We start from the raw sequence: 12,321 nt of genomic DNA, 5'->3' as shown, positions 1-12,321 counted from the left end.
AAACAATAGTTATAAACGTAAGAAATCATTAAAAAGCACAAAAATTGTTTGAATTAACAAGATTGTAAGCCCTATACGATAACTTAAATTTTGTACCCGTTCTGAAACAGGTTTTCCTTTGATAGCTTCCGCCGCCAAAAATACGAGATGTCCACCATCTAAAACTGGCAACGGAAATAAATTCATTATGCCTAAATTAACACTAATTAACGCGAGAAAACTTAAGAAATAAATCACGCCAGCGTTAGAAGATGCACCTGCGCCTTGAGCAATTGAAATTGGCCCAGCTAAACTGGAAAATGAAAGCTCACCACTAAACAATTTCCCGATTGCCTTCACAATAAACCAAGAAATTTGGCCTGTCTTTTCCACACCTTTTTGTAGAGCATCAAGAATACCATATTTTAATTCAGTTCGATACTGTTCGCCAACTTTTAAGAACGTCGGACTTAACCCAACAAACCATTTACCATCTCGATTCTTCTCTGGTTGCAAGGTTTTGTCAAAAATTTCCTGATTACGTTCGACCTTGATTGTAAAAGGTTGACCTTGTTGTACCAATGCAACAAAAGCTTTCCAATCAAGAGCGGTCGAATTTTCTGCTAAAATTTTATCGCCAATCAATAAGCCTGCTTTTTCAGCTGGTGAGTTTTCCACCACTTTTGATAATGTCATCTCCACTTTACTTGAAACGGGATTGATCCCTAATGTTTCAAATGCTGTTTCTTTATCTGGCTCAAATGTCCAATTTTGCAGATTAATGGTTCGTTGATAAGGTTGGTCTTCACCAAAAGGTGTTAATGTGAGTTCAACAGAATCAGAACCTAACTTATCAGTGAGCAATAAATTAATGGTTTCCCAATCAGGGGTATTCTTCCCATCAATTGCCAAAATCTGGGTATTCGGTTCAATTTGAGCTATTGCTGCCGGTGAATTTGACATGACGTTTTCAATGACCGGTTTAACACTCGGAATCCCTACAGAATAAATCACCCAATATGCCAAAATCGCAAAAATAAAATTAGCAAGCGGGCCTGCAGAAATGACAAAAGCACGTTGAGCGACAGATTTACTTTCAAATGCCTGCGATTTTAATTCTGCTGGAACTTCTTCATTTCGCCCGTCAAGCATTTTGACATAACCACCAAGCGGAATGGCAGAAATAGCAAATTCAGTGCCCAATTTATCTGTGCGTCGCCAAATCACTTTACCAAAGCCAATCGAAAAACGATGAACTTTAATACCGCACTTTCTTGCTGCCCAAAAGTGGCCGTATTCGTGTACGGCAACCAGCACAGCAATTGCAACAATAAATGAGCCAAGCGACCACAAAAACGACATGTTCTATCCTATAACACAAAGAAATAGAAGTATGTGAAGAATGGTACTGCTGCCGTTAAGCTATCAATACGATCTAAAATACCGCCATGACCTGGAATTAATTGACTACTGTCTTTAATGCCTGATTCACGTTTAAACATACTTTCCGCTAAGTCACCCAATACAGAAATAGCCACAGTTGCCACAGAAAGCACAACAAAACCACTCATTGCACGACTACCTAATAAGGTTTCACCTGAGAAATGGATAAATACAAATGCCAGTACAGCTGCAGTGATCATGCCTCCAAATACGCCTTGCCATGTTTTCCCTGGTGATACTTTAGGTGCAAGTTTGTGCTTACCAAAAGCTCGTCCGGCAAAATATGCACCAGAATCAGCGGCCCATACCAATACAAACACATAAAGCAATAAGAATAAACCATGATGTGGATCTGCTGTATAATTATCTAAGCGTAAACGTAAGACTGCTGCCACAAAAGGAATCAACGTAGAAAAAGCAAACAGGAGTTGTAAAGGAATATTTTTCCCCCAAAACTTCGCTGAGCTTGGATAAGTCACCACTAATACTAATGCAAGTGCCCACCAACCGACAGAGTTTAACAATAACAACGGTAAGTAGTTTTCAAACACTCGGCCAGCATCTAAATAATTACCTTCGTTATAAAGCCAAAGGAAGATAAATGCGCCTAAAAATGCAGCGATACAAAGGCGCGCCAAAGGATTTTTAAAACGAGCAAATTGAGCCCACTCCCAAATACCAAGCGTGGCCACAAAGCCTAAGGCTAGGGCAAAATAAAATGGGGTAAATAAGAACAAGGCACATAATACCAAAGCAATCAACACAATGGCTGATAATACACGTTCTTTAAGCATAAGTTCTCCGCTTATTCTGTCCCGCCAAAACGGCGATGACGTTGTTGATAGCAGGCAATTGCCTGATTAAAATCTTTTTCACTAAAATCTGGCCAAAGCACATCTAAAAAACACAATTCCGCATACGCAATTTGCCAAAGTAAGAAATTACTAATGCGTTGCTCACCGCTCGTCCGAATTAACAAATCAACCGGCGGCTCATCTTGTGTGACTAAATGTTGCTGGAAAAGTGATTCATTGATATCACTCACCGAAATCTCATTATTTTTTACTTTTTCAGCTAATTGTTGAGTCGCTTGAACAATATCCCAACAACCACCGTAATTCGCCGCAATATTTAAAGTCAGTGCGGTATTATTTCCCGTTAAATTTTCTGCTTTTGCGATCTTCTCTTGCAATTTTTCACTAAAACGAGAAACATCACCGATAATCTTTAAACGAATATTATTTTTATGTAATTTTTTGACTTCTCGATCAAGCGCTTGCATAAAGAGCGACATTAAAGCGCTCACTTCTTGCTCAGGGCGATTCCAGTTTTCGCTGCTAAACGCATATAACGTCAAAAATTTGATGCCAGTTTGTCGTGCATAGCTCACCGCACGGCGAACAGCCGCCACCCCATTTGTATGGCCAAAAATACGCAGCTTATTTTGTTGTTTCGCCCAGCGCCCATTACCATCCATTATGATGGCAACGTGTTCGGGAATATTATTGTTATCAAGTTCTTTCATTCTAAAATATTCGGATTTATAACCGCACTTTGGTGTATTCTACATTAACTTTTTAATCAGCGAAGCTGCTAATTCACGTGCTTGCTTATCTACGGCTAATACATCATCAATGCTTGAAATTATAGAAGATGGCATTTGTTCAACTGATACTTGGTTAATTTTCGCAATATCCGTAAATTTAATATAACCATCTAAAAAGGCTTGTACTGCAATTTCATTTGCTGCATTCATAGCGGTTGTCGCATACTGCCCTTCTGCAAAAGCATCGATCGCTAATTTTAAATTGGGATAACGATTAAAATCAGGTTCGATAAATGTCAATTCTTTGATTTTAAAGAAGTCTAATGGTTCCACACCACTGACCGTACGATTTGGATAAGCCATGGTTTCCGCAATGGGCGTGCGCATATCCGGATTGCCCATTTGAGCAATGACCGAACCATCTACATAACGCACCATTGAATGAATAATAGATTGAGGATGAATAATCACTTCCATTTCATCAGCCGATGCATTGAAGAGCCAGCGGGCTTCAATGTACTCTAAACCTTTATTCATCATCGTGGCAGAATCCACGGAGATTTTTTTACCCATTGACCAGTTTGGGTGGGCGACGGCTTGTGCGGGAGTAATATGTTCAAACTCATTTAATGGCGTATAACGGAAAGGCCCACCAGAACCAGTTAAGACAATTTTACTAACGCCCAATTCTTTCAAAGGACAGAACCCAACTTTTTCTTGTGCTTCAGGCGGTAAGGATTGAAAAATCGCATTATGCTCGCTATCAACAGGCAATAATTTTGCTTTTGACTGCTTTACTGCATCAATAAAGATCTGGCCACAAGTCACTAACGATTCTTTATTCGCAAGCAAGACTCTCTTACTTGCTTTTACCGAAGAAAGGGTCGGCAATAATCCCGCTGCCCCAACAATGGCCGCCATAACTTGATCAGCGTCTGGATGTGCTGCCAACTCACAAATGGCTTTCTGCCCAGCTAAAACTTCCGTTTTAATGTGATGCGAAGCTAATTTTTCTCGCAATACCTTTGCCGCATTTTCATCATCTAATGCAGCAAAGTGTGGTTGAAATTTCACGCATTGTTCAAACATTGTCTCAACATTTTTGCCCCCCACTAACGCAAAGGCATGATATTTGTCGGGATTATGTTCGATAACAGAAAGGGTGCTATGACCAATAGAACCCGTTGATCCTAAAATAACAAGATTTTGTTTTTGCATAAAATTTCGACCGCACTTTGTGCTTTTATTTCTTCATCAGAATAGAACAAGGGCAGACACTTGGTCTGCCCCAAAACATGGTTCGACAATTAGAAATCCATTAATTCTTTTTCTTTATCAGCTAAGATCTCATCCACTTTTTTGATATAGCTATCAGTCACTTTTTGAATGATTTCTTCTGCTTTGTGTTGATCGTTTTCGCTGATTTCTTTGTCTTTTAATAATGCTTTGATTTTATCATTTGCATCACGACGCACGTTACGAATCGCGACTTTACCTTGTTCACCTTCGCTTTTTACGATTTTGATTAAATCACGACGACGTTCTTCAGTTAATGGAGGAAGAGGTACGCGAATCGTTGTACCCGCTGAAGATGGATTTAAACCTAAATCAGAAGTTAAAATCGCCTTTTCTACTGCGCTGATTAAAGAACGGTCAAATACTGTTACCGCTAAAGTACGCGCATCTTCTGCAACAACGTTAGCCAATTGACGAAGTGGTGTCGCTGCACCATAGTATTCCACTTGGATAGCGTCTAATAAGCTAGGTTGTGCACGACCTGTACGGATTTTTGCAATATGTCCACGCAACGCTTCGAGGCTTTTTTCCATACGAGCTTCAGCATCTTGTTTGATTTCATTAATCATTCATCTGTCCTTTTCAATAAATAAAGATAAAACACAGTGATTTTACTGGATTTTTAGGGAGTTTTGAATAAATTTATTCATAAAAAAGGCGAGATACTTTCTCGCCGTTTTATTCGTTTAAAAATTAACTAATCGTTGTACCTTCTTCTGTACCGAGTACAACTTTGCGTAACGCACCTGGTTTACACATATTAAATACACGAATTGGCATACCGTGGTCACGCGCAAGTGTGAATGCGGCTAAATCCATTACTTTTAATTCTTTATCAATCACTTCTGCATAAGATAATTTATGGTATAGCTTTGCGTTAGGATTTTTTGCTGGATCGCAATCATACACACCATCAACTTTAGTCGCTTTTAAAACGATATCCGCTTCAATTTCGATACCGCGTAAGCATGCCGCCGAATCTGTGGTAAAGAACGGGCTTCCCGTACCTGCAGAGAAAATGACTACACGTTTTTCACGTAACATTTTAATCGCTTCAGACCAGTTATAGGTATCGCAAATACCATTTAATTGGAAAGCAGACATTAATTTTGCATTCACATCTGCACGGTGAAGCGCATCACGCATCGCCAAGCCATTCATCACAGTTGCAAGCATCCCCATATGGTCGCCCACCACGCGATTCATACCGGCTTTAGCTAATTTTGCGCCACGGAATAAGTTACCACCGCCGAGCACAACACCAACTTCCACGCCCATTTCAATTAATTCTTTAATCTCTAACGCCATACGATCAAGGATTGAAGGATCGATACCGAAGCCCTCGTCTCCTTGTAATGCTTCACCACTTAATTTCAATAAAATACGTTTGTAAATTGGTTGGCTCATTTGTCTTTTCCTTTGTCGGTTACAAAATTTGGCTTATTCTAGCAAAAGAGCGAAAAAGTTAAAAATGGAAATTGGTCAGAAAAGTGCGATAAAATATCGCCGTTTTGATTTTATAGGTAAACTTTATGAAGATTTCAAAAACCTCACAAATTTTAACCGCACTTTTTTCTTTGGCTTGTGCCATTGCTGCCGGTTATTTGATTTTACGAGGTTCAGGGATGTTTCCTGAACCATCTATTAGTCTGATTTTACTCACTGCTATTTTCATTATTTTATTAAGTAGTAGCCGAAAATCTTTCTATTTTATTTTATTACCCTTAGTTTGCTTACACGCAATTTATACGCCGACAGGCTTAAATTTTGGTGCGCCAAGCTACCAATATATCGCGTCGGTTCTTGCAACAGATATGTTAGAGACCAAAGAGTTTCTCATGCAAATCCCTGTGAGCAGCTATTTAGCGGCATTGGCTATTCCAATTTTAGTCTTTTTACATTATAAAAGTGCGGTCAAATTTGGGGTGAAATTTTATCGCAATAAAACATTCATTGCCCTCGCTACCCTGTTGATTGGCTACAACTTACCGATTGCTGCGCCATTAAAAGAAACAATAGATTCGAGTGTAGAAATTGTTAATGAATGGCAAAAATTGAAAAAAATGTCACAGGAAAGCAGCTGGGGACAATCCACATTAGAAAATTCTAAATACCAAGATTATGTGATTATTTTGGGTGAAAGTGCGAGAAAAGATTACTTGCATGCGTATGGATACCCCGTCAATGACACGCCCTTTATGTCATCAGCAAATGGTACACTGATTGATGGCATGACATCCGCCGGAACTAACACTGTCGCCTCATTGCGCTTAATGTTAACGTTACCGGATAAAGAAAAATGGGAACCCAACTATGATTTAAGCTTAGTGGATCTCATTAAGTCTGCTGGTCTGAAAACCTACTGGCTGTCTAATCAAGGTTTCTTAGGTGAATACGACACGCCGGTCGCGTCTCTAGCCTCAAAATCTGATGAAACCATTTTCTTGAAAAAAGGTGGGAGCTTTAATTCGACAAACTACAGCGATTTTGATTTAATCCCTAAATTTGCCCAAGTTTTAGAAGATCCAACGCAAGGTAAACGCTTTATTGTATTACACATTTACGGTTCGCATCCGCTTGCTTGCGATCGCGTTGAAGATTACCCGAAAATTTTCAATGATAATGACATTGAGAAAAAGAACGAATACTTAAATTGCTATATTACATCCATTAAGAAAACCGATGATTTTATTAAGAAAGTGTATGAAACGCTCAAAGAAAACGAGCAAAAAACACACCGCACTTTCTCGATGATTTATTTTTCAGATCATGGTTTATGTCATCAAGAAGATGATAAACACGGTGTAACCTTGTTTAACCAAAACTGTCACAGCCAATTACATCATAATATTCCGCTCTTTAAGATTTCATCTGATGATACGGCACGTAAAGAATACAAAGCCTTTAAATCTGGTTTGAATTTCTTAGAAGGTATTGCTAATTGGATTGGAATTAAAAATCCGAAGCTCACATTAGAAGAAGATTTATTCTCTGAACAAGCTGACAAAGATGACTATGGACTGAAAAAACTGATTGAAGAAAAATATCGTAAAGATGCAGACCCTGCTATCGATATTCGTCCAAAGAAATAGATAATCTCAAATTTAAGACAACAAAAAAAGCCGATATTCAATATCGGCTTTTTTTATATCTCAATGGAGAAAATTAAGCGTTACCGCCAGTGATTTTTGCAACTTCAGCTGCGAAATCTTCTTCTTTTTTCTCGATACCTTCACCCACTTCTAAACGGATGAAGTTAGACACTGAAGTGTTTACTGATTTTAAGAAGTCACCTACAGATACAGAAGGATCCATTACGAATGGTTGACCTGTTAATGAAACTTCACCAGTGAATTTCTTCATACGGCCTTCAACCATTTTCTCTGCGATTTCTTTTGGTTTACCAGAGTTAACTGCGATATCAATTTGAATTTGACGCTCGTGTTCAACAACATCTGCAGGTACATCTTCTGGGTTCACGAATTCTGGTTTAGATGCCGCTACGTGCATTGCCACTTTTTTAAGTTCATCTTCTGAACCTTCGCCTGCAACTAATACACCGATTTTTGCACCGTGTAAGTATTGAGCAATAACTTGACCTTCTAAGTAAGCAACACGACGGATGTTCATGTTCTCACCGATTTTAGCCACTAATGCAGCACGTTTTTCTTCAAATTGTGCTTGTAATGCTTCGATAGTGGTGCCTTTGTGTGCTGCTGCGAAATCAGCTACTTCGTTTGCTAAACCTAAGAAGCCAGCATCTTTTGCTACGAAGTCAGTTTCACAGTTCATTTCAACTAATACACCGAAACCATTTTGTACACGAGCAAGGATAACACCTTCAGCTGCAACACGACCTGCTTTTTTAGCGGCTTTAGCTTGACCAGATTTACGCATGTTGTCGATTGCTAACTCGATATCACCGTTTGCTTCAACTAATGCTTTTTTACATTCCATCATACCGGCACCGGTACGTTCACGAAGTTCTTTTACTAATGATGCTGTGATTTCAGCCATTTTAAAAATCCTCTGTCGAAAGTACGATTCATTTTGACCGCACTTTTAGATAAAAATATAGGGGCTAAATTTTAGCCCCTATGCCAATTAATCGTTTGATTATTAAGGGCTTCGCCTTATTGCAAAACTTAAATTATTCTGCGTCAGCGGCTAATTCTTCAGCAACTTGCGCTTCGTTACCACGACCTTCTTTAACCGCTGCTGCAGCTGCAGAAACGTAAAGTTGGATAGCACGAGTCGCATCATCGTTACCAGGGATAACGAAATCTACGCCAGCTGGAGTTGAGTTAGTATCAACGATAGCAAACACAGGAATACCTAGGTTGTTTGCTTCTTTAACAGCGATATGTTCGTGGTCTGCACCGATAACGAATAACGCATCTGGTAAGCCGCCCATATCTTTGATACCGCCAAGGCTTAATTCAAGTTTTTCCATCTCACGGGTACGCATTAACGCTTCTTTTTTGGTTAATTTGTCAAAAGTACCGTCTTGAGATTGAGTTTCTAAATCTTTTAAACGTTTAATTGATTGACGAACGGTTTTCCAGTTAGTCAACATACCACCTAACCAACGGTGGTTTACATAATATTGTTGACAGTCTAATGCTGCAGCTTGTACTGCTTCTTGAGCCGCGCGTTTAGTACCAACGAATAATACTTTACCGTTGTTGCTAGCAATACGGGTTAATTCCGCTAAAGCTTCATTGAATAAAGGTAAAGTTTTTTCTAAGTTGATGATATGAACACCGTTACGAGCACCAAAAATGAAAGGTTTCATTTGTGGGTTCCAGTAACGAGTTTGGTGTCCGAAGTGTACGCCCGCGTTGATCATGTCGCGCATTGAAACTTGTGCCATAATATTTTCCTTTTGTTGGGGTTGAGCCTCCACATATCAGCTAATCGACCGTTTGGCACCCCGATTAAGCCTTAATGATATGTGTGTGTTGTTAATAATTAAAAACGCTGCTTTTGAAACCCAAAAACAGCGGTGCGATTTATACCATAAAGTGCGGTCAAAAACCAGTTTATTTTGTCAAATTTATTACTTTTCTTGCTTTAATAAACAATAAAGGGGGACGATGCCGCAAATCTTTAAATTCATCATGCCATTGTGGCTGCTCGGCTAACATGGGTTCAGCCATTTGTTCAATTTGAAAACCTGCAGCAATTAAATCATTAATAATCGTTGCCGTCGTACGGTGATAGGTTTTAAAAGGTTGTTGAAACCAATTCCGCTCTCTTAGCCCTTCATCACGGTAATGATTTAAACGATAAGCGACTTGCTGCTTTTTCTCATTTTTTTCCCAGCGCTCCCCTTCTTTATGGCAAGTGGTAATCGGATGCTCTTGGGAAAAAACTAATGTACCATTAGGCTTAAGTTTGTTGGCAATAGAAGCTAATAAAGCAGGAAAATCTTCAATATAGTGAAAAGCAAAAGAGCTGGTAATAACATCAAAATCACTTTCTGGCAATTCTGACAATTTTTCCATCGGTAGTGGATATAACGAAAAACATCCAGAAAATTGACCGCACTTTTGTAAATCTTTTTCGGCTTGTTCGAGCATTTTAACTGAAAGATCTGTTCCCACTACTCTCTCCGCATCGCGTTCTAGATAGAGTTGCAAATGTCCGCCCGTTCCACAGCCTAGATCGAGTAATTTTTTCCCTTGTAAATCAGGTAATAGGGAAAGCATCGTTGGCTTTTCCACTATTTCATTGAGACTGATGGGATTAGATCGAAGTTTTTGATAAAGCGCAAAGAAGTTTTCTTTATCGTAAACACTCGTTTTGTTATTCATCTCATTTCCTATGCAAAATTAAAAAGGGCGTATTTGATACGCCCCTACTATATTAACGTGAAAACTTATCCTGCGAAACTTGCAAACCATCCTAAGTTTGCGCCTACTTGTGCCACAATATTTAACACACCGAATAAGATCACAAAGCCAATCATAAAATTACCACCATAGACTTTATAAGTCGCATTTGGGAATTTTTGACGACTGGCTTTAGCAAGCAGTGCTGGTACGATTGCTGCCCAAATGGTTGCAGCTAATCCGGCATAACCAATAGCGATCACAAAGCCATAAGGGAATTGTAAACTTAACAATAGTGGCGGTAAGAATGTCACCAATGTGGTTTTGGTTCTGCCTAATAAGCTGTCATCAAATTTAAATAAATCAGCAATATAATCAAATAACCCTAAAGTCACCCCTAAGAATGAAGTCGCAATAGCCATATAAGCAAAGAAATTCAACACAACGGCAATGTATTCTACTTCAATGTATTTGTGTAACGCTTCTAATAATGCTGATACATCGCCACCTTTTGCAATCACCGGAGCAAACTCGGTACGCGGTAAATTACCTTGCACCGCAAGCTGCCATAAGATGTAAATCACTAAGGCTAAGCCCGTACCGATAAAGATCGATTTCATTACACGACTACCATCGCGATCGTAATATTTTACGAGACTAGGTACATTTCCGTGGAAACCAAAAGACACTAAGCAAACAGGAAGTGCGGTCAATAAATAAGGTAAATAAGTTTGCTCACCTTCTGCAATGCTATTGAATAACACCTCTGTTTTCACAGAGCTCAATAAACCTGCAGTAGAAAGGAAGAAAGCAACTACCATTCCAACAATCAATACCGTTGTGAAACGATCCACAGCTTTAGTAGAAAGCCATACGAAAGCTGCAAGAATAAAACAGAAAATTAAGGATCCAGAAGTACGTCCAATATCGACCGCACTTTCAGCAGAACCAAAGGCTTGATTGAGCAAGTTTTGTGTAATACCGCCACCAGACGTGATATAAGCATAAGTCAAAATATACAAAACAAAAGCCACAGAAAGGCCGTTGATAATATTCCAACCTTTTCCTAACAAATCTTTCACTATGGTGTCAAAGCTTGAGCCGGTAGGATAATGTAAGTTAGCTTCTAAAATCATCAAACCTGATGTAGTCATACAAAACCAGGTGTAAACCAAGGCCAAAATAGAGCCGATAAACCATACACCGGCCGTTGAGGTTGGGTTAGCGAGCATGCCAGCACCAATCGCGGTACCGGCAATAATCATGGCGCCGCCTAATAAAGAAGGAGATTTTTTTATTGTCATAGTAAAGTCCTAAAATAAAAATTTGCACTATTATAGTAGTACAAATTTAAAAGACAATCTTTTTGTATCGACAAAACGCAATAAATTCATATAATCAGCCATCTCAACAAAAGGATAATTTATGAAAAAACAACTCAAAAGTTTTGCTTTTGCTGTATTAGCAGGGGCGGTTATCACGTCTTGTGCGGATTCTGCTTCAATTAATCAAGAGGCAGCAAGCAGCTATACACAAGAAATGGGGAAAATTCGCTCACAAGGTGCGATTGATACTACATCAAATACTGCAAGACGTATTCATCATGTCTTTAACAAAATGGTGCCTTATGCAAACCAAGAAAATGAAACAGGCTTGGAGTTTAATTGGCAAATCAATGTCATTAAATCTAAAGAGCTCAATGCTTGGGCTATGCCGGGAGGGAAAATGGCTTTCTACACAGGTTTAGTGGATACTTTACAACTAAACGATAATGAAATCGCGGTTGTAATGGGTCATGAAATGGCACACGCATTAAAAGAACACGGTAAAGCTAAAGCTAACTTCGGTACGATAAGCGCTATTGCAGGTGCAGTTGGTGGAACAGCATTATCTGCCGTAGTCGGGGCAGATATGACAGATTTAGTCACACTGACGAAAGACTTTGCGTTAGATAAGCCTTACTCTCGTAGTGCAGAAACTGAAGCCGATGAAGTGGGTCTCATGTTAATGGCTCGCTCAGGCTACAATCCACAAGTCGCACCTGGTTTATGGCAAAAAATGGCTAAAGCCTCTGGTGGTTCTAAAGGCGCACTTGATGTGTTAGCTTCTACTCACCCGAGTGATGAATCTCGTCAAGAAAACTTACAACGCTTATTACCAGAAGCGATGGAACTTTATAAAGCGGCAAAAAATAAAAATGGCTAAATAAAACAGTCAAAAAAT

At 39.2% G+C, this 12,321-nt stretch carries 12 protein-coding genes; 2 read left to right on the top strand and 10 right to left on the bottom strand.

The window, feature by feature from the left end; genetic code table 11:
- Positions 1-9: 9 nt before the first annotated feature.
- The 6 genes from rseP to pyrH form a co-directional block, all read right to left on the bottom strand.
- Complete coding sequence (rseP, locus tag HMPREF2750_RS05770; protein ID WP_049365659.1) at positions 10-1,341, bottom strand: sigma E protease regulator RseP; 1,332 nt, start codon at positions 1,339-1,341, stop codon at positions 10-12.
- Positions 1,342-1,349: 8 nt separating this feature from the next.
- The gene (locus HMPREF2750_RS05765) at positions 1,350-2,216 is read right to left on the bottom strand and encodes a phosphatidate cytidylyltransferase (RefSeq protein ID WP_005696781.1); all 867 of its coding nucleotides are present in this window, start codon (positions 2,214-2,216) and stop codon (positions 1,350-1,352) included.
- Positions 2,217-2,227: 11 nt separating this feature from the next.
- Complete coding sequence (gene uppS, locus HMPREF2750_RS05760) at positions 2,228-2,947, bottom strand: polyprenyl diphosphate synthase (RefSeq protein ID WP_070583019.1); 720 nt, start codon at positions 2,945-2,947, stop codon at positions 2,228-2,230.
- 39 nt (positions 2,948-2,986) lie between these two features.
- Entirely contained in the window at positions 2,987-4,186 is a 1,200-nt protein-coding gene (ispC, locus tag HMPREF2750_RS05755; protein WP_070583018.1) for a 1-deoxy-D-xylulose-5-phosphate reductoisomerase, read from the bottom strand.
- Between the two features lie 89 nt (positions 4,187-4,275).
- On the bottom strand, positions 4,276-4,833 hold the full coding sequence (gene frr, locus HMPREF2750_RS05750; RefSeq protein ID WP_005696784.1) for a ribosome recycling factor: 558 nt from the start codon (positions 4,831-4,833) through the stop codon (positions 4,276-4,278).
- 124 nt (positions 4,834-4,957) lie between these two features.
- Positions 4,958-5,671 (bottom strand): UMP kinase, encoded by a 714-nt coding sequence (gene pyrH, locus HMPREF2750_RS05745; RefSeq protein WP_005696785.1) that lies wholly within the window; start codon positions 5,669-5,671, stop codon positions 4,958-4,960.
- Positions 5,672-5,796: 125 nt separating this feature from the next.
- On the opposite strand from pyrH, the gene HMPREF2750_RS05740 reads away from it, so the two are divergent.
- On the top strand, positions 5,797-7,356 hold the full coding sequence (locus HMPREF2750_RS05740; protein WP_070583017.1) for a phosphoethanolamine transferase: 1,560 nt from the start codon (positions 5,797-5,799) through the stop codon (positions 7,354-7,356).
- Between the two features lie 73 nt (positions 7,357-7,429).
- On the opposite strand, the gene tsf is transcribed toward HMPREF2750_RS05740, so the two are convergent.
- From tsf to mtr, 4 genes are all read right to left on the bottom strand, one after another.
- Positions 7,430-8,281, bottom strand: a complete 852-nt coding sequence (gene tsf, locus HMPREF2750_RS05735; RefSeq protein WP_005699805.1) for a translation elongation factor Ts — start codon at positions 8,279-8,281, stop codon at positions 7,430-7,432.
- A 133-nt stretch (positions 8,282-8,414) separates the two neighbouring features.
- On the bottom strand, positions 8,415-9,137 hold the full coding sequence (rpsB, locus tag HMPREF2750_RS05730) for a 30S ribosomal protein S2 (RefSeq protein WP_005698638.1): 723 nt from the start codon (positions 9,135-9,137) through the stop codon (positions 8,415-8,417).
- A 169-nt stretch (positions 9,138-9,306) separates the two neighbouring features.
- Positions 9,307-10,080, bottom strand: a complete 774-nt coding sequence (locus tag HMPREF2750_RS05725) for a class I SAM-dependent methyltransferase (protein WP_070583016.1) — start codon at positions 10,078-10,080, stop codon at positions 9,307-9,309.
- Between the two features lie 65 nt (positions 10,081-10,145).
- Entirely contained in the window at positions 10,146-11,402 is a 1,257-nt protein-coding gene (mtr, locus tag HMPREF2750_RS05720; RefSeq protein WP_070583015.1) for a tryptophan permease, read from the bottom strand.
- Positions 11,403-11,523: 121 nt separating this feature from the next.
- Here mtr and HMPREF2750_RS05715 point away from each other — a divergent pair, with 121 nt between their 5' ends.
- On the top strand, positions 11,524-12,303 hold the full coding sequence (locus HMPREF2750_RS05715) for a M48 family metallopeptidase (RefSeq protein ID WP_070583014.1): 780 nt from the start codon (positions 11,524-11,526) through the stop codon (positions 12,301-12,303).
- The last annotated feature ends 18 nt before the right edge of the window (positions 12,304-12,321 follow it).

This window comes from Haemophilus sp. HMSC066D02 (assembly GCF_001810545.1).
Classification (GTDB): Bacteria; Pseudomonadota; Gammaproteobacteria; order Enterobacterales; family Pasteurellaceae; genus Haemophilus_D.
This window is presented reverse-complemented; position numbering and strand designations above follow the sequence as displayed.

Bases quoted from the DNA above. Each gene is read 5' to 3' on its own strand.
- rseP (WP_049365659.1), bottom strand. From the start codon at position 1,341: ATGTCGTTTTTGTGGTCGCTTGGCTCATTTATTGTTGCAATTGCTGTG.
- HMPREF2750_RS05765 (WP_005696781.1), bottom strand. From the start codon at position 2,216: ATGCTTAAAGAACGTGTATTATCAGCCATTGTGTTGATTGCTTTGGTA.
- uppS (WP_070583019.1), bottom strand. From the start codon at position 2,947: ATGAAAGAACTTGATAACAATAATATTCCCGAACACGTTGCCATCATA.
- ispC (WP_070583018.1), bottom strand. From the start codon at position 4,186: ATGCAAAAACAAAATCTTGTTATTTTAGGATCAACGGGTTCTATTGGT.
- frr (WP_005696784.1), bottom strand. From the start codon at position 4,833: ATGATTAATGAAATCAAACAAGATGCTGAAGCTCGTATGGAAAAAAGC.
- pyrH (WP_005696785.1), bottom strand. From the start codon at position 5,671: ATGAGCCAACCAATTTACAAACGTATTTTATTGAAATTAAGTGGTGAA.
- HMPREF2750_RS05740 (WP_070583017.1), top strand. From the start codon at position 5,797: ATGAAGATTTCAAAAACCTCACAAATTTTAACCGCACTTTTTTCTTTG.
- tsf (WP_005699805.1), bottom strand. From the start codon at position 8,281: ATGGCTGAAATCACAGCATCATTAGTAAAAGAACTTCGTGAACGTACC.
- rpsB (WP_005698638.1), bottom strand. From the start codon at position 9,137: ATGGCACAAGTTTCAATGCGCGACATGATCAACGCGGGCGTACACTTC.
- HMPREF2750_RS05725 (WP_070583016.1), bottom strand. From the start codon at position 10,080: ATGAATAACAAAACGAGTGTTTACGATAAAGAAAACTTCTTTGCGCTT.
- mtr (WP_070583015.1), bottom strand. From the start codon at position 11,402: ATGACAATAAAAAAATCTCCTTCTTTATTAGGCGGCGCCATGATTATT.
- HMPREF2750_RS05715 (WP_070583014.1), top strand. From the start codon at position 11,524: ATGAAAAAACAACTCAAAAGTTTTGCTTTTGCTGTATTAGCAGGGGCG.